The organism is Methylibium sp. Pch-M, from assembly GCF_004136295.1.
Taxonomy (GTDB): domain Bacteria; phylum Pseudomonadota; class Gammaproteobacteria; order Burkholderiales; family Burkholderiaceae_C; genus Methylibium; species Methylibium petroleiphilum.
Genome location: NZ_CP029606.1, coordinates 2,276,608 through 2,294,068 on the forward strand (window position 1 = coordinate 2,276,608; position 17,461 = coordinate 2,294,068).

12 protein-coding genes are annotated in these 17,461 nt (G+C 70.5%); 6 read left to right on the forward strand and 6 right to left on the reverse strand.

Going from position 1 to position 17,461, the window contains the following annotated elements:
* Positions 1-11 precede the first annotated feature (11 nt).
* Positions 12-1,349: a class I SAM-dependent methyltransferase gene (locus C1M51_RS10950; RefSeq protein ID WP_129449745.1), complete on the reverse strand. Its 1,338-nt coding sequence runs from the start codon at positions 1,347-1,349 to the stop codon at positions 12-14.
* Between the two features lie 73 nt (positions 1,350-1,422).
* Between C1M51_RS10950 and C1M51_RS10955 the strand changes: the two genes are divergently transcribed.
* Positions 1,423-2,268, forward strand: coding sequence for a fumarylacetoacetate hydrolase family protein (locus C1M51_RS10955; protein WP_129449747.1), 846 nt, complete (start codon positions 1,423-1,425; stop codon positions 2,266-2,268).
* A gap of 80 nt (positions 2,269-2,348) precedes the next feature.
* On the opposite strand, the gene C1M51_RS10960 is transcribed toward C1M51_RS10955, so the two are convergent.
* The 4 genes from C1M51_RS10960 to C1M51_RS10975 all read right to left on the reverse strand — a co-directional run bounded on the left by C1M51_RS10960 (position 2,349) and on the right by C1M51_RS10975 (position 9,278).
* Positions 2,349-3,533 carry a methyl-accepting chemotaxis protein gene (locus tag C1M51_RS10960; protein ID WP_129449749.1) on the reverse strand — a complete coding sequence of 395 codons (1,185 nt, stop codon included), beginning with the start codon at positions 3,531-3,533 and terminating at the stop codon, positions 2,349-2,351.
* A 261-nt stretch (positions 3,534-3,794) separates the two neighbouring features.
* Complete coding sequence (locus C1M51_RS10965) at positions 3,795-4,424, reverse strand: hypothetical protein (RefSeq protein WP_129449752.1); 630 nt, start codon at positions 4,422-4,424, stop codon at positions 3,795-3,797.
* Positions 4,425-4,692: 268 nt separating this feature from the next.
* Positions 4,693-7,560 (reverse strand): formate dehydrogenase subunit alpha, encoded by a 2,868-nt coding sequence (gene fdhF, locus C1M51_RS10970; protein WP_129449754.1) that lies wholly within the window; start codon positions 7,558-7,560, stop codon positions 4,693-4,695.
* The gene (locus tag C1M51_RS10975) at positions 7,557-9,278 is read right to left on the reverse strand and encodes an NADH-ubiquinone oxidoreductase-F iron-sulfur binding region domain-containing protein (protein ID WP_129449756.1); all 1,722 of its coding nucleotides are present in this window, start codon (positions 9,276-9,278) and stop codon (positions 7,557-7,559) included. The genes fdhF and C1M51_RS10975 overlap by 4 nt, the downstream gene beginning before the upstream one ends.
* A gap of 126 nt (positions 9,279-9,404) precedes the next feature.
* Here C1M51_RS10975 and C1M51_RS10980 point away from each other — a divergent pair, with 126 nt between their 5' ends.
* Positions 9,405-10,481 carry a substrate-binding domain-containing protein gene (locus tag C1M51_RS10980; protein WP_129449758.1) on the forward strand — a complete coding sequence of 359 codons (1,077 nt, stop codon included), beginning with the start codon at positions 9,405-9,407 and terminating at the stop codon, positions 10,479-10,481.
* Here C1M51_RS10980 and C1M51_RS10985 read toward each other — a convergent pair whose 3' ends face one another.
* Positions 10,482-11,732, reverse strand: coding sequence for a GAF domain-containing protein (locus C1M51_RS10985; protein WP_129449760.1), 1,251 nt, complete (start codon positions 11,730-11,732; stop codon positions 10,482-10,484).
* A gap of 158 nt (positions 11,733-11,890) precedes the next feature.
* Here C1M51_RS10985 and C1M51_RS10990 point away from each other — a divergent pair, with 158 nt between their 5' ends.
* The 4 genes from C1M51_RS10990 to C1M51_RS11005 all read left to right on the forward strand — a co-directional run bounded on the left by C1M51_RS10990 (position 11,891) and on the right by C1M51_RS11005 (position 17,456).
* Positions 11,891-13,579, forward strand: a complete 1,689-nt coding sequence (locus tag C1M51_RS10990) for a methanol/ethanol family PQQ-dependent dehydrogenase (protein ID WP_129449762.1) — start codon at positions 11,891-11,893, stop codon at positions 13,577-13,579.
* An 11-nt stretch (positions 13,580-13,590) separates the two neighbouring features.
* Positions 13,591-13,923: a cytochrome c gene (locus C1M51_RS10995; protein WP_165349677.1), complete on the forward strand. Its 333-nt coding sequence runs from the start codon at positions 13,591-13,593 to the stop codon at positions 13,921-13,923.
* A gap of 115 nt (positions 13,924-14,038) precedes the next feature.
* Positions 14,039-15,754 carry an AMP-binding protein gene (locus tag C1M51_RS11000; protein WP_129449766.1) on the forward strand — a complete coding sequence of 572 codons (1,716 nt, stop codon included), beginning with the start codon at positions 14,039-14,041 and terminating at the stop codon, positions 15,752-15,754.
* A gap of 13 nt (positions 15,755-15,767) precedes the next feature.
* Entirely contained in the window at positions 15,768-17,456 is a 1,689-nt protein-coding gene (locus tag C1M51_RS11005) for an AMP-binding protein (protein ID WP_129449768.1), read from the forward strand.
* Positions 17,457-17,461: the final 5 nt, after the last annotated feature.

Here is a 17,461-nt window from a genome sequence, read left to right on the forward strand (position 1 = left end):
GTTTCGACCTTTCAGGATCGATACAGGTGGTCGCGCTGGAATGGGTAGACCGATTGTGCCCCGCGCACCGGCGTCGCCCCGACCTTCCCGTCGGGCCGGCTGGCCAGCAACTGGTTCAGCGACATCCAGCCGCGCTCGAAGCCCATCGCGCTGCCCGCCAGGTAGAGCCGGTAGGCGTGCACCACGCGCTCGCTGGTCAGCGCACGCGCCGCGTCGAGCCGGGCCTCCAGGGCATCGCTCCAGGCCCACAGCGTGCGGGCGTAGTGGGGGCGCAGGTTCTCGACGTCGAGCGTCTCCAGCCCGGCCTCGGCCATCGCCGCCATCACGTGCGACACGTGCACCAGTTCGCCGCCCGGGAAGATGTAGCGCTCGACGAAATCGCCGATGCCCGCGCCGAGCTGCTCGTTGTGCAGCCCGCCGGCGGTGATGCCGTGGTTCATCAGCAAGCCGCCGGGCTTCAGCAGTCGCCGGAGCTTGCGGAAGTAGGGCAGCAACTGGGCCCGGCCGACGTGCTCGAACATGCCGATCGAAGCGATCTTGTCGTAGGGCCCGCCGTCCGTGCCGTGCTCGGGCACGTCGCGGTAGTCGCACAGCGCGATGCTCACGCGGTCGGCGAGGCCGCGCTCGGCGATCAGCCGCGTCACGTAGGCATGCTGCTGCGTCGACAGCGTGATGCCGTGCGCCCGCACGCCATGGTGCTCGGCCGCCCACAACAGCAAGGCGCCCCAGCCGGCGCCGACGTCGAGCAGCCGCTCGCCGGGCCGGAGCATCAGCTTGCGGCACAGCAGCTCCAGCTTGGCTTCCTGCGCCGCCGCGAGGGTGTTCACGCCGTCGGGCCAGTAGGCGCAGGAGTACACGCGCCGCGGGTCCAGCCACAGCGCGTAGAAGTCGTTCGAGACGTCGTAGTGGAACTCGATCTGCTCGCGGTCGCGCCGCGGCTGGTGCCGGGACAGCGAGCGGCTGCTGCGCCGCAGCCGTGACCACCAGCGGGCCGGACCGGCGGCATCGTCCAGCCGTGTCGGGTCGCCGGGCACCAGGGCCGCCGCCACCTCCGCAAGGTCGCGCATCGTGCCGTCGATCTGCAACTGGCCTTCGACGTAAGCCTCGGCCAGCCGGCCGACCTGACCGAGCGCCAGCAGCGGTAGCAGGCGTGCATCCAGCAGCCGCAGCACGACCGAAGCGTGCTCGGCCCCCACCGCAATGCCCCCCGGCAGCTCGAGGCGTGTCCGCACCGGCAGAGACTGCAGGCGCGCGGACACGGTGGCGATCCAGCGCGCCGGGGCCCCGGATCGCGGTGCGGTGGCGTTGCCATCGATCGACGGCGTGGTCATCGGCTTCAGCGTGCTCATTGGGGATGAACTCCTGACGCTATGCTCGACGCAAATTTACCCAGAATGCGGCAGTGCCGCATCACCCTTGCCAATGAAACTGATTCGTTACGGCATGCCGGGGCGCGAGAAGCCGGGCCTGGTGGATGTTGATGGCGTGCTGCGCGACCTGTCCGGCGTGACGCCGCACCTCGACCTGCCGAGTCTCGGCCTGGCGGGCCTGCAGCGCTTGCGCCGGGTCAAACCCGAGAGCCTGCCGCGCGTGCGTGGCACGCCACGCCTAGGTGTGCCGTTCACCGGCATCAGCAAGCTGGTCGCGATCGGCCTGAACTACAGCGACCATGCCGCCGAGTCCGGCATGCGGGTGCCGACCGAGCCGATCGTCTTCATGAAGGCGACCACCTGCATCACCGGCCCCAACGACCCGATCGAGCTACCGCCCGGCTCCCTGAAGACCGACTGGGAGGTCGAGCTGGGCGTCGTGATCGGAAAGACCGCCAAGCGCGTGTCCGAGGCCCAGGCGCTGGACCACGTGGCCGGCTACTGCGTGGTGAACGACGTGAGCGAGCGCCACTGGCAGGCCGAGCGCGGTGGCACCTGGGACAAGGGCAAGGGCTTCGACAGTTTCGGTCCGATCGGCCCCTGGCTCGTGACGCGCGACGAGGTCCCCGATCCGCAGGTGCTGTCGATGTGGCTGGACGTCAACGGCGCGTCGCGCCAGCGCGGCAACACCGCGACGATGGTGTTCAGCGTGGCGCGGATCATCAGCTATGTCAGCGAATGCATGACGCTGCTGCCCGGCGACGTGATCGCCACCGGCACGCCGCCCGGCGTGGGCCTGGGCATGAAGCCGGTGCCGCAGTTCCTGAAGGTGGGCGACGTGGTGAGCCTGGGCATCGAGGGCCTGGGCGCGCAGCGACAGGTGGTCGTTCCCGGGTGAGCGGGGCGATCCGGGCGACGCCGCGCCCGACATGAAAAAGGGCGCCCGTGGGCGCCCTCGTTCGAGATGCTGAAGCCGACTCAGGCCGCCAGCTTGAACACCTTCACCGCCTCCGTGAGCTTGTGCGACTGATCGCGCAGTGAATGCGATGCGGCGGCAGCCTGTTCCACCAGCGCGGCGTTCTGCTGGGTCGAGCTGTCCATCTGCTCGATCGAGCGGTTCACCTGTTCGATGCCGGCGCTCTGCTCGCGGCTGGCGACGCTGATCTCGCTCATGATGTGCGTCACCTGGCGCACGCTGGCAAGGATCTCGTCCATCGTCGAGCCGGCCTGGTCGACCAGCCGTGTGCCGGTTTCCACCTTGTCGACCGAGTCGCCGATCAGCGTCTTGATTTCCTTGGCGGCAGCGGCGCTGCGCTGCGCCAGGTTGCGCACCTCACCGGCCACCACGGCAAAGCCGCGCCCTTGCTCGCCGGCGCGGGCGGCTTCTACGGCCGCGTTGAGCGCCAGGATGTTGGTCTGGAAGGCGATGCCGTCGATCACGCCGATGATGTCGGCGATCTTGCGGGCGCTGCTGTTGATGTCGTTCATGGTCGAGACCACCTGCGTCATCACCTCGCCGCCGCGGCTGGCGACGTCGCTGGCGCTGACCACCAGCTGGTTGGCCTGCTGCGCGTTGTCGGCGTTCTGACGCACGGTCGACGTGAGCTGCTCCATCGAGCTGGCGGTCTGCTGCAGGCCGCTCGCCTGGTTCTCGGTACGGGTGCTCAGGTCGGTGTTGCCCGAGGCGATCTCGTTCGAGGCCACGGACACCTGCTCGGCCGATTCACGCACCTGGGCGATCGTGCTCAGCAGCTTCTTGCGCATCTGGTTGAGTTCGTGGTTCAACCAGGCGATCTCGTCGCGGCCACTGGACGAGATCTTGGTCGCCAGGTCGCCGGCGGCGATGCGCGACACCGACGCCACGACATCCTCGACCGGGCCGCGCACGCTCTGGCGGATCGCCCAGCCCAGCCAGGCGCCGAAGACCGCGGTTGACAGCACCAGGCCAGCGATCGTCCACAGCGTACGCTGTGCGTTCTTCTCCAGGTCGCCCAGCTTGGTCGATACGGCCGGATCGTTCACGGCGGCGAGCAGGGCATGGGCCTCGCCGGTGGCCGAGCGCACGTTCCAGACGCTGAGGGCGCCGAGCACCAGCGTCAGCACCACCATGATGGTGAAGCCTGCAGCGATGCGGGTGGTCAGTCGGTAGTTCAGCAAGTTCATCGTGAAGGTCTCCGCTACGTCGGGTTCGTTTCATCACGAATCCCGGTCCCGGGCCGGTGTGCACACGGCAAGCCGGCATCCTTGGGGTCTCCGGGGAATATCGACCCGGGCGATCCGGACTGAAGCGGGGATGAGCGGCGGATTTGCCAGGGTTTTCACGGGCCAGCCCCCGCGCGGGCTCCCAAGGAAACGCCGGGCCGCCCCAAGTTTCCTTGACCCCCGCGGGGGGACGGGCTGGGCGCAGACCAGCCCTGGGGGTGCTCAGAAGCTGCCGCGCAGCACCAGTGCCACACCGCCGCGGCGGGTGCGCAGCGAGAGCCGGTAACCGGAGTCGAGCTGCATCGCCACGCTGCCGCGGTCGAAGCCGAGGCGTGACTTGCGCGTCTTCCATTCCACACCGCCGCGGGTGGTGTAGTAGGCCGCAGCGGGGTTCGGGCCCAGACCGTGGGCCGCCGAGGTGTCGGCGTACAGCGTGGACTGGTCCGACAGCTGCAGCCGCCAGCCGACGGTGACGGCCGGCCCGCCGGTCTGCCCGGTCAGCCGCTCCGGCTCGCTGCCGATCGCGGGCGCGATCACGCTGTGCGTCACGGTGCCGACCCCCAGCCCCAGCGCCACCCGGCCGCTCGATGCCCACCAGCGGTAGTCGATGCTCGAGGTCTCGGCGCGACCCCCGAGCTCGGGTGCGCCCGCCGCCTGGCGGTCGAGCCCTGGCTCCTGCCGGACCTCGACACTGGTGGAATAGCGGATGCGGACGTGGCGGCGGCTGTCGTCCCACAGCGCCAGCGTCGGCGCGCCGTCCGGAGGCTCGGCGATCGGCGCCGGCGTCTCGGCGCGCCACGGGCTTTCCTCCGCCTGGGCTGCTGCGAGGAGCGGTGCCAGCAGCACTGCCACAGCGACTCGGCGGGTGCGTTCGAGACACTTCGCGTGCGCCGACCCGTCCATGGAATTCATCGTACGCCTCGGCCCCGGCATCGCGGAGGGCGGCAGGGCCACCGGGCACTGGCTTGAGGGGGTCGACATGGCACGCGCCTGAGGGGGTGGACGACGATGAATCCAATGTCTCACCCGGCGCGCGTGCGTTCCGTCGGACGCGGCTGACGCTGCGCGTAGGAAGATGGCGCGCGCCGATGGCGGGCCGCGCGCCGGCGCGGCGCCGTGCTCAGGCGATCACGCTGAGCCTGGCGGCCGTGACCTTGAAGCCGGGGATCTTCGCCACGTCGTCCAGGGCGTCACCGGTCAGCTTGTTCGCCGCCGCCTCCCAGAAGGCGAACGGCAGGAACACCTGGCCGGGTTGCACCTCGGTGCTGACGCGCACGCGCGCCTGCACCGCCCCGTGCCGCGTCGACATCAGCACCGCCTGGCCGTCGCGCACGCCGACCGTCAGCGCATCCGCCGGATGCAGGGACACCAGGGCCTCGGGCGCGATGGCGTCCAGCATGCTGGCGTGCCGTGTCATCGCGCCGGTGTGCCAATGCTCGAGCACGCGGCCGGTGGTCAGGACGAAGGGGTACTCGGCATCGATCTGCTCGGCGCCGGGGCGGAACACGGTCGGTACCACGGTCGCTCGGCCGTCGGCCGTCGGGAAGCGATCGATGAAGACCACCGCAGCGCCGGGGTCGTCCTCGCTCGCCGCGGGCGTCATCACCGCACCGGCCTTGACCAGGCGGCTCCAGGGAACGCCGGCCAGCGGCGGCATGCTGACGCGCATCTCCTCGTAGACGCGCGCCACCGCCGCCTGCGAGGCGCGCTTGCCGCCGCCGTCTTCGTCGCGCCAGTAGTTCCAGGTCAGGCCCAGGCGCCGGCCGACGCGTTCGATGATCCACAGATCCTGCATCGCGAGCTCGGGCGGATCGAGCGCGGGGCGGCCGATCTGGATCAGCCGGTCGGTGTTGGTGTAGCTGCCCCACTTCTCGGCATGGGCCGAGGCCGGCAGCACCACGTCGGCCAGCATCGCGGTCTCGGTGAGGAAGATGTCCTGCACGACCAGATGCTCCAGGCCTGCCAGTGCCCGGCGGGCATGGCCGAGGTCGGGGTCCGACATCGCCGGGTTCTCGCCCTCGACGTAGATGCCGCGGATGCGGCCTTCGCTGGCCGCATGCATGATCTCGACGACGGTCAGGCCGGGCGTCGCATCCAGTGGCTCGGGCGTGGCCCACAGGCGCTCGAAGGCCTCGCGCACCGTCGGATTGATGACGCGCTGGTAGTTGGGCAGCATCATCGGGATCAGTCCGGCGTCGCTGGCGCCTTGCACGTTGTTCTGGCCGCGCAGCGGATGCAGCCCGGTGCCGACGCGTCCGATCTGGCCGGTCAGCATCGCCAGGGCGATCAGCCCGCGCGCGTTGTCGGTGCCGTGCACGTGCTGGCTCACGCCCATGCCCCAGAGAATCATCGAACCCTTGCTGGTGGCATAGGCGCGGGCCACGTCGCGGATCGTCTGCGCGTCGATGCCGCAGATCTCGCTCATGCGCTCCGGCGTCGCCTCGGCCACCGAGGCCTTCAGTGCCTCGTAGCCGTTGACGCGCGCCGCGACGAAGGCCTCATCGACCAGTCCCTCGGCGACGATCACGTGCAGCAGTCCGTTGAGCAGCGCGACGTCGGTGTCGGGACGGAACTGCAGGTGCCAGGTGGCGCGACGCGTCAGCGCGGTGTGACGCGGATCGCAGATCACCAGCCGGGCGCCGCGGTCGACCGCGTTCTTGATCCAGCTCGCCGCGACCGGGTGGTTCACCGCCGGGTTCGCGCCGATCAGGAAGACCAGGTCGGCGTGGGCGACATCCTCCACCGGGTTGCTGACCGCCCCCGAGCCGATGCCTTCCAGCAGCGCCGCCACCGAGCTGGCATGACACAGCCGCGTGCAGTGATCGACGTTGTTGGTGCGGAAGCCCTGCCGCACCAGCTTCTGGAACAGGTAGGCCTCCTCGTTGCTGCCCTTGGCCGAGCCGAAGCCCGCGAGCGGGATGTCGTTGCCGCGCAGGCCGGCCGCCAGCGCCTCGTCACGTAGCCGGGCCAGGCCGCCGGCCGCGAGCTCCATCGCCTCGTCCCAGGTCGCCGTGCGGAAGATGTCGGTCGGCTTCAGCTGGCCCTGCTTGAGGCGCTCGATGTCGGCCGGGTCCTTGGCCACGCCCTCGCGCCGGATCAGCGGCGCGGTCAGGCGCCGCGGGTTGTGGATGTAGTCGAAGCCGTAGCGGCCCTTCACGCACAGCCGCCCGTGGTTGGCCGGGCCGTCGCGGCCGGTCACGTAATGGATGCGCTCCTCGCCCTGCGCGTTCGGGCCGACGTTCCAGGTGAGCTGGCAGCCCACGCCGCAGTAGGGGCAGACCGAATCGACCTGCTTCGTGACCTCCAGCAACCCGGCGCCGCGCGCCGGCATCAGCGCGCCGGTCGGGCAGGCCTGCACGCACTCGCCGCAGGCCACGCAGCTCGATTCTCCCAGCGTCGCGCCGGCATCGAAGCTGATCTGCGCGTGCGCGCCGCGCAGGGCCAGGCCGATCACGTCGTTGCCCTGCTCGTCGCGGCAGGCGCGCAGGCAGCGCGTGCACTGGATGCAGGCGTCGAGGTTGACCGCGATCGCCGGGTGCGAGAGGTCGGCCGCGGCGTAGTGCGGTGCGTCGCGCTGCGGCAGGCGGCCGCGCGGCGCCGCCAGCTGTTCGGCCCAGTGGCTGAGCTCCGAGGTCTTCGTGTAGGTGTCGGTGGTGGCGCCGGCGTCACTGACCAGCAACTCCACCACCATCCTGCGGGCCACCGTGGCGCGCGGGCTCTGCGTCTGCACCTTCATGCCCGCGCCGACGTTGCGGCAGCACGAGGCGGCCAGTGCCCGTTCGCCCTCCACCTCGACCACGCAGGCGCGGCAGTTGCCGGCCGGCGTCAGGCCCTCCTTGTGACACAGGTGCGGGAGGGTCGTGCCTTCGCGCTTCGCGACGGCCCAGATCGTCTCGTCGGCGCGGGCGGTGACGCTGCGGCCGTCGAGCAAGAACTCCACCGTCGCCGCCTGTGGCGCGAGCAGCTTCGAAGTCAGCGGTGCGTTCATGCCGTCAGCTCTTCCGGAAAATACTTGATCACACAGTCCACCGGGTTCGGCGCCGCCTGGCCCAGGCCGCAGATGGACGCATCGCGCATCACCTGCGACAGCTCGGCGAGCAGCGGCAGGTCCCAGCGGTCGCCGGCGATCAGTTCGTTGACCTTGGCGGTGCCCGAACGGCACGGCGTGCACTGCCCGCAGCTCTCGTGCTCGAAGAAGCGCATCAGGTTGCGCGCCACGTCCGTCACGCGGTCCTGGTCCGACAGCACCACCACCGCCGCCGAGCCGATGAAGCAGCCGTGCGGCTGCAGCGTGTCGAAGTCCAGCGGTACGTCGGCCAGGCGCTCGGGCAGGATGCCGCCGGAGGCGCCGCCCGGCAGGTAGGCGTGCAGCCGGTGGCCGTCCAGCATGCCGCCGCAGTATTCGTCGACCAGCTCGCGCAGCGTGATGCCGGCCGGCGCAAGGTGTACGCCCGGCTTCTTCACGCGGCCGCTCACCGAGAACGAGCGCAGCCCCTTGCGCTCGTGACGGCCGTGGCCGGCGAACCAGTCACCGCCCTTCTCGAGGATGTCGCGCACCCAGTACAGCGTCTCGAAGTTGTGCTCCAGCGTCGGGCGCCCGAACAGGCCGACCTGCGCCACGTAGGGCGGTCTCAGGCGCGGCATGCCTCGCTTGCCCTCGATCGACTCGATCATCGCGGACTCCTCGCCGCAGATGTAGGCGCCGGCGCCGCGGCGCAGCTCGATCGCCGGCATGTCGCGCATCGGCGGGTCGGCACGCAGCGCCGCCAGCTCGCGCTCGAGCAGGGTGCGGCAGCCGTGGTACTCGTCTCGCAGGTAGATGTAGACCGCGTCGACGCCGACCGCCCAGGCCGCAATCAGCAGGCCTTCGAGGAAGCGGTGCGGATCGCGTTCGAGGTAGTGGCGGTCCTTGAAGGTGCCGGGCTCGCCTTCGTCGATGTTCACCGCCATCAGGCGTGGCGCCGGCTGGCCGCGCACGATGCGCCACTTGCGCCCGGCCGGGAAGCCGGCGCCCCCTAGGCCGCGCAGACCCGAGGCTTCCATCGTCGACAGCACCGTCTCCAGCGGCCGCTCGCCGCTCAGGCATTGCCGCAGCGTGCGGTAGCCGCCGGCGTCGTGATAGGACGCGAGCGTGGTGTACGGCGCGGGTTCGTGCTTCGTGCGGCCGGCGGTCACCGCAGCCTGCACGGCCTCCGGTGTCGCGTTCGGCACAGGGCACTGGTGCACCACGGCCGCCGGGGCCTGCTCGCAGCGGCCGATGCACGGGGCGGCGATCACGCGCACCTCGGTCCCCAGCAAGGCGGGCAGGCGGGTCAGCAGATCCCGGGCGCCGGCCAGCTCGCAGGCGATGCCGTCGCAGACGCGGACGGTCAGCGGCGCGGGCTCCGGATAGCTGCCGTCGGCCTTTGCCTGGACCACTTCGAAGTGGTGATAAAAGCTTGCCACTTCATAAACTTCGGCCTGGGAAAGTCGCAGTAACTGAGCCAGAGCAGCCAGATGGTCGGTGCGCAACTGGCCGAAATGATCGTTCAGTGTGTGCAGGTGCTCGATCAGCAGGTCGCGCCGCAGCGGGGTCTGCGGCGTGTCCGCCAGCAGGGCCTGGACCGCGCTCAATGCCTGGGCGTCGACCGGGCGGTCGCCCGAGGCCCGACGCGGTTTGACGGCCGGGTCGCGCAAGACCTGGATCGGGATCACGGGCGCATTCATAGCTCGGGAATTCCTTGGGTATCGGCGCCGTTCGCTTATGTTTCAATGAGCATATGCCCGGGCGCTGTCTCGTCCCGGGACGATAGCGGGCCCCCCTCACCCTGATATGCACAAGGCCGCCTAATCATGCGGATCCAGATCACCCCTCACTGGGGCGTCGCCCAGGACGTCGACCACCTCGTCGACACCACCGCGCTGCTGACCCTGCTGGCTGCGATCCAGGAGACCGGCGCGATCGCGCAGGCGGCTCGCAGCGTCGGCCTGTCCTACCGCCACGCCTGGGGCCAGGTGAAGCGCGCCGAGGACCTGTTCGGCTACCCGCTGGTCAACGCCGGCCGCGGCCGCGGCTCCACGCTGACGCCGCTGGCCGAGAAGCTGATCTGGGCCGATCGCCGCATCGCCGCGCGGCTGTCGCCGCTGCTGTCGTCGCTGGCGTCGGAACTGGAGAACGAGCTCGGCCGTACGCTGCCGCAACGCACCGATGGTTCGGCAGCGCTGCGCCTGCACGCCAGCCACGGCTTTGCGGTGGCGGCGCTGGTGGAGAAACTCGAGGCCGCGTCGCTGTCGGTCGAGCTGCGCTACCGCAACAGCTTCGAGTCGGTGTCGGCGTTGGCGCGCGGCGAGTGCGACCTGGCCGGCTTCCACGTGCCGATCGGCGAGTTCGAGGCGCCTGCGGTCAAGCGCTACATGAAGTGGCTCAAGCCGCAGACCCACAGCCTGGTGCACCTGGCGGTGCGTACCCAGGGCCTGTTCGTCGCGCCGGGCAACCCCAAGCGCATCCGCACGCTGGCCGACCTGCAGCGTCCCGGCGTGCGCTTCGTCAACCGGCCCGAGGGTTCGGGCACACGCATGCTCACCGAGTTGCTGCTGAACCAGGCCGGCGTGGTGCCGGCCGAGATCAGCGGCTACGAGAGCACCGAGTTCACGCATGCGGCGGTGGCCGCCTACATCGCCAGCGGCATGGCCGACGTCGGCATCGGCGTGCAGACCGCGGCGCAGCGCTTCGGCCTGCCGTTCATCCCTCTGGTGCGCGAGCGCTACTTCTTCGCGCTGCCCACCGCGGCGCTGAACCGGCCGGCCATGCGCACCGTGCTGGACCTGATGCAGTCGCCGGTCTACCGTTCGTCGGTGTCCTCGCTGGTCGGCTACGAGGCCGGCGAGACCGGCCGGGTGCTGAGCGTGACCGAGGCGTTCGACCGTTAGCTAGGCGTCTTCGGTGCGCCGCTCGCGCAGGCGCCGGTAGATGAGGCCGCGCGACACGCCGAGCTGGCGCGCGGCGCGCGACACGTTGCCGCCGCATTCGAGCAGGGTGCTGTCGATCATGCGGCGGTGCGAGTCCACCAGCGTCAGCGCCTCGCCCTCGCTGCGCGTGTCGCCGCCGACCGGCGTGGTCGCGGTCGCGCCATCGGGCTCGGAAAAAGCGGGCGTCGCCACCGGGCTGGCGAAAGCCAATGCCGTGGCCCCGCGGTGGCCGTCCTTCTCGGGCGGCTGCGCCTCGAGCCACATGCCCAGCCCGCCCGGAACGCGGTGTGACTGCACGCGGGCCCCGTGGGCCAGCGAGAGCAGGCTCTCGAGGTCGATGCCGAAGGTCTGCTCGACGGTCGGCGACGGCCCGCCGGCGCGTGCGCCCGCCAGCAGCCGGGTCCCGGCGCCGTTGACCCAGCACACGCGGCCGCTGCCGTCGATCGCGGCCAGGCCTTCGAGGGGCGTGTGCAGCAGGCCCGGGCTCGACTGGAAGCGCAGCAGCAGGTGCTCGCGCGACTGCGCGCGCAGCAGGCGGTTCTCGATCGTCGTCGCATAGAGCCGCACCATCGCCGCCGCGTCGAAGCGGAACTGCTCCTCCTCGGACGACAGGTCGAGCACGCCCGCGATCTCGCCGCGCGTGTCGCGGATCGGGGCGGCGGCGCAGTACATCACGTTGAAGCCGCTGAAGAAGTGCTCGGCCCCGCTCACCACGCAGACCTCGCCGGTGCGCGCCGACACGCCGGGCGCGCCGGTGCCGACATTGGACTCGGCGAGGTCGTTGCCGACCCGCGCCATGATCGGCATCAGCCGGCCCTCGCCGATGGCGGTAGGCGTCGCATGCACGATCACCCCGTCGTTGCTGGTCAGCAGCGCCTTGCAGGCGGTGCCGGCCAGGGCCGCGTCGAGCTGCGACAGATCGTCCTTCGCCGCGTCGAGCAGCTGGCGGTTGCGCGCCAGGGCGCCTGCCACGCGCGACTTGGTGATCGGCGAGAAGGTCACATGCTCGTTCGGCCGGCGGCGCGCGCCGACGCAGCGCGTCCATGACTGGATCACCAGTTCGGGCACCAGTCCCGAGGGCCGCACACCCTCCTCGAAGAAGCGCTCGCGCGCCAGGGCGACCCGCTGCTCGGCGGTGGCGAAGAAGGGGCCGGCCGGCAGTCGGGTTTCGGGGCTGGGTCGCTGGCGAACAGCGGGCGCTCTGGCGGTCATGGACGGACTCCGTGGGGGTGCGTGAATCTGTACCAGGCTGGAACAAAAAACGCCTAGGGAAACTACTTGATTGGGTGCCCCCTGAGCCAAAACCTATCGTTCGCCCTGCATTCCGGGGCTGCAGCATGTTGCTCGGCCGCCGCAAGAGGAGACGAAGGATGAAGCGGGATTTCGCGAGGGCTGCGCCCGGCCTGGCCCTGGCCTGTCTGGCGCCGCTGGCGCTGGCGCAGACGATCGACGACCTCAGGCGCGACGCGGCCACGCCGGGCGACGTGACGACCTACGGCATGGGTTGGGGGCAGCAGCGCTACTCGGCGCTGGCCAAGATCAACAAGTCCACCGTCAAGCGCCTGGTGCCGGCCTGGAACCTGAGCCTCGACAACTCCGCGAACGCCTCGACGCAGCCGCTGCTGATCGGCGGCGTGATGTACGTGTCGACGCACAACGCCACGGTGGCGATCGACGCCGAGACCGGCCGCCAGAAGTGGAAGGTCGCCATCGACCTGCCGGCCGACGTGAACGGCTACCTGTGCTGCGGCATCCAGAGCCGCGGCATGGCGGCGCTCGACGGCGTGCTCTACCGCACCACCATCGACGCCCACGTGCTGGCCCTCGACATGGCCAGCGGCAAGACGCTGTGGAAGCAGAAGGCGGCCGACTACAAGCAGGGCTACAGCATGACCCACGCGCCGCTGGTCGCGGGCGGCGTGCTGATCACCGGCATCTCCGGTGGCGAGTACGGCACGCGCGGCTTCCTCGACGGCTGGGACCTCAAGACCGGCGAGAAGAAGTGGCGCACCTGGACCGTGCCCGCCCCCGGCGAGCCCGGCTCCGAGACCTGGAACGCCGACCGCCACGACAAGGGCGGCGCGCCCACCTGGCTGACCGGCACCTACGACCCCGAGCTCAACCTCGTCTACTGGGGCACCGGCAACGGCGGGCCGTGGAATCCGGCGTGGCGCGGCAAGGACTCGCTCTACATCTGCTCCATCCTCGCGCTCGACCCGGCCACCGGCAAGATCGTCTGGCACTACCAAACCTCCCCCGGCGATCCCTACGACTACGACGCCACCAACGAACTGGTGCTGGGCGAGCTGCCGGTGAACGGAGCTGCCCGCAAGGTGCTGATGCAGGCCAACCGCAACGGCTACTTCTACGTGCTCGACCGCAGCAACGGCAAGCTGCTGTCGGCCACGCAGTTCGCGCAGAAGGTCAACTGGGCGAGCGGCATCGACATGAAGACCGGCCGCCCCATCGACACCGAGATGACGAAGACGGTGCGGGCCAATGTCGAGAGCAAGGACTTCATCGAGGCCTGGCCCAGCGCCTTCGGTGCCAAGAACTGGATGCCGATGAGCTTCGACCCGCAGAAGAAGCGCGTCTACCTGAACACGCTCAACTTCGGCATGAAGGTCAAGTACGGCACGCCGGCCTACCGGCAGGGCGCCTGGTACCTGGGGCTCGAACTCGGCGGCTGGGTCGACCCGGACGGCGGCATGCGCGGCGCGCTGGTCGCCTGGGATCCCGCCACCGGCAGGAAGCTGTGGGAGAGCCCGACCGCGGCGCCGTACTGGAGCGGCGTGCTGTCCACTGCCGGCGGGCTGGTCTTCACCGGCGCGCAGACCGGCGAGTTCATGGCCTTCGACGCCGACACCGGCACGAAGCTGTGGCAGTTCCAGACCGGCTCGGGCATCTCAGGCCTGCCGATCACCTGGGAACACAAGGGCCAGCAGTACGTCACCGTGACCAGCGGCGCCGCCACCGTGTACGGCTTCCTCGGCGGCGATGCCAAGCTGGCGCAGGTGCCGGCCGGCTCGTCGGTGTGGACCTTCAGGCTGATCGACTGATGCCGGCCGCGATGACCCTCGCCCGTGGGGCCGTGTTCGCCGCGCTGCTGGGGGCCGCGTTGCTGTCGGGGCCGGCGGCCCTGGCGCAGGCGCCCGAAGGCGGCGCGAGCGCCGCGCTGGGGCGCTCGCTCTACACCAGCTACTGCGCGCGCTGCCATGGCGTGAACATGGTCAGCAACGGCGCCAGCTTCGACCTGCGCAGCTTTCCGAAGGACCAGCGCGAGCGTTTCGAACGCTCGGTCACGCAGGGGCTGCGTGCCATGCCGGCCTGGGGCACGACCTTCCAGCCGGACGAACTGGCGTCGCTGTGGCTGTTCGTCAGCGCCGGGGCCAGTCCGCCGTGATGGACACGACGCGGTGCCGCGGCCGGGCCGGGTAGACCCGCTTCGGTTTCACCCTCTGGTGTCGCTGCAGCTGCCACCCCTAGCATCGACGCGGTTCGCTGACCAGGAGTTCGCCATGACGTCCGCCGCTCCCTTCCTGCAAGCCCGTGACCTGCTGCTGCGCCTGCGCGACGACCAGGCTGCGGCGACGCGCGAATTCCGCTGGCCGGTGCTCGGCGACTTCAACTGGGCGCTGGACCACTTCGACGCGATGGCGCGCGACCCCGCACGCGCCGACGTGCCGGCGCTGTGGATCGTCGGCGAGGACGGCAGCGAGGTGAAGCGCTCGTTCCGCGAGCTGTCGCAGCGCTCGGCCCAGGTGGCCAACCACTTGCGAGCGCTGGGCGTGCGGCGCGGCGACCGCGTGCTGCTGATGCTCGGCAACGAGCTGGCGCTGTGGGAGACCATGTTGGCGGCGATGAAGCTCGGCGCGGTGCTGATCCCGGCCACCTCGCTGCTGACCACCGAGGACCTGCGCGACCGCATGGAGCGCGGCGACGTGCGGCACGTGGTGACGGCCAGCGCGCAGACCGACAAGTTCGCGCCGCTGCCGGGCGGCTACACCCGCATCAGCATCGGCGAGGCGCGGCCCGGCTGGCAGCGCTTCGAGGACGCGGCCGCCGCCCCCACCGCCTACACCCCCGACGGACCGACGCGCGCGAGCGACCCGCTGCTGCTGTACTTCACCTCGGGCACCACCTCCAAGCCCAAGCTGGTGCTGCACACCCACCAGAGCTACCCGGTCGGGCACCTGTCGACGATGTACTGGATCGGCCTGCGCCCCGGCGACGTGCACCTCAACATCTCCTCGCCCGGCTGGGCCAAGCACGCCTGGAGCTGCTTCTTCGCACCCTGGAACGCCGGCGCCTGCGTGTTCATCTACAACAGCGCACGCTTCAACGCGGCCGGCCTGCTGGCCGTGCTCGAGCGCTGCCGCGTCACCAGTCTGTGCGCGCCGCCCACTGTGTGGCGCATGATGGTGCAGGAAGACCTGGGCGCCTACCGTGGCCGGCTCGCGCTGCGCGAGCTGATCGGCGCGGGCGAACCGCTCAACCCCGAGATCATCGAACAGGTGCGCGCCGCCTGGGACCTGACGGTGCGCGACGGCTACGGCCAGACCGAGACCACCGCGCAGATCGGCAACGCCCCCGGCCAGCCGCTCAAGCCCGGCTCGATGGGCCGGCCGCTGCCGGGCTACCGCATCGCGCTGATCGACGCCGACGGCAGGGAGGCCGACGAGGGCGAGGTCTGCATCGTGCTGGCCGAGCGGCCGCTCGGCCTGATGGTGGGCTACCAGGACAGCGCCGAGAAGACCGCCGACGCGATGCGCGACGGCTACTACCACACCGGCGATGTGGCGGCGCGCGATGCCGAGGGCTACATCACCTTCGTCGGCCGTGCCGACGACGTGTTCAAGGCCTCCGACTACCGCATCAGCCCCTTCGAGCTCGAGAGCGCGCTGATCGAGCACGAGGCGGTGGCCGAGGTGGCGGTGGTGCCCAGCCCCGACCCGCTGCGCCTGGCCGTGCCCAAGGCCTACCTGATCCTCACCGCCGGCCACACGCCCGACCGCGCGCTGGCCGAGGCGATCCTCGGGTTCGCGCGCAAGCAGCTCGCGCCCTACAAGCGCGTGCGGCGCATCGAGTTCGTCACCGAACTGCCCAAGACCATCTCCGGGAAGATCCGCCGCGTGCAGCTGCGCGCGCAGGAGGTCGAGCGGCGCGCGGCCGGCGTGCGCGCAGCCGGCGAGTTCTTCGAGGAGGACTTCCCGCAACTGAAGGCCGAGGCCTGAGCAGGGGGCGCACATGGACAACGCGAGCTACGTGCACGGCGCCTCGTCGCAGGCGCTGATCGGCGAGACGATCGGCCGCTGGTTCGACGCCGCCTGCGAGCGCCACGCCGAGCGCGACGCGCTGGTCGTGCGCCACCAGCAGCTGCGGCTCAGCTACGCCGAGCTGCGCCAGCGCGTCGACGCGCTGGCCTGCGGCCTGATGCGCCTGGGCCTCAAGACCGGGGAGCGCATCGGCATCTGGTCGCCCAACAACGCCGAGTGGACGCTGACGCAGTTCGCCACCGCCAAGCTCGGGCTGGTGCTGGTGAACATCAACCCGGCCTACCGGCGCAGCGAGCTCGAATACGCCCTCACCAAGGTGGGCTGCCGAGCGTTGATCGCCGCCCCGTCGTTCAAGGGCAGCGACTACCTCGCGATGCTCGCCGACCTGGCGCCCGAGCTCGCGCACTGCGCGCCGGGTCGCCTGCGCGCGCAGCGCCTGCCGGACCTGGAGTTCGTGATCCGCCTGGGTGCGGAGGCGACGCCGGGCATGCTGAACTTCGACACGTTGCTGCGCACGCCGCGCGCCGACGACCGGGTCGACCTGGCCCGGCTCGGCGAGACGCTGCAGTTCGACGACGCGGTCAACATCCAGTTCACCTCGGGCACCACCGGCAACCCCAAGGGTGCGACCCTGTCGCACCACAACATCCTGAACAACGGCCACTTCGTCGGCGAGGCGATCCGCCTCGTGCCGGGCGACCGGCTGTGCATCCCGGTGCCGCTGTACCACTGCTTCGGCATGGTGATGGGCAACCTGGGGGCACTCACGCACGGCGCGACCATGGTCTACCCGTCCGAGGGCTTCGATGCCGCGGCCACGCTGGCGGCGGTGGCCGAGGAACGCTGCACCGTGCTGTACGGCGTGCCGACGATGTTCATCGCCCAGCTCGATCACCCCGACTTCGCGCGCCACGACCTGCGCAGCCTGCGCACCGGCATCATGGCCGGCAGCCCCTGCCCGATCGAGGTGATGCGCCGCGTGGTCGACAAGATGCACATGGCCGAGGTCACCATCGCCTACGGCATGACCGAAACATCGCCCGTCAGCTTCCAGAGCGCCACCGACGACCCGCTGGAGCGGCGCGTGTCCACCGTCGGGCGCATCCAGCCGCACTGCGAGGTGAAGCTCGTCGACGAGGCCGGCCGCATCGTGCCGCGCGGCGAACCCGGCGAGCTGTGCACGCGCGGCTACTCGGTCATGCTGGGCTACTGGGACGACGCGGCGAAGACCCGCGAGGCCATCGATGCGGCGGGCTGGATGCACACCGGCGACCTCGCCACGCTGGACGCCGAGGGCTACTGCAACATCGTCGGCCGCCTGAAGGACATGGTGATCCGCGGCGGCGAGAACCTCTACCCGCGCGAGATCGAGGAATTCCTCTACCGCCACCCCAAGGTGCAGGACGTGCAGGTGATCGGCGTGCCCGATCCGAAGTACGGCGAGGAGCTGTGTGCCTGCGTCATCGTGCGGGCCGGCGAGCAGCTCGGCGCCGACGAGCTGCGCGCGTTCTGCGACGGCCAGATCGCGCGCCACAAGGTGCCGCGCCACATCCACTTCGTCGACGCCTTCCCGATGACGGTGACCGGCAAGATCCAGAAGTTCAGGATGCGCGAGCAGATGAAGGAACTGCTGGGCCTGGTCGACGTGAAGACGGCCTGAGGCCG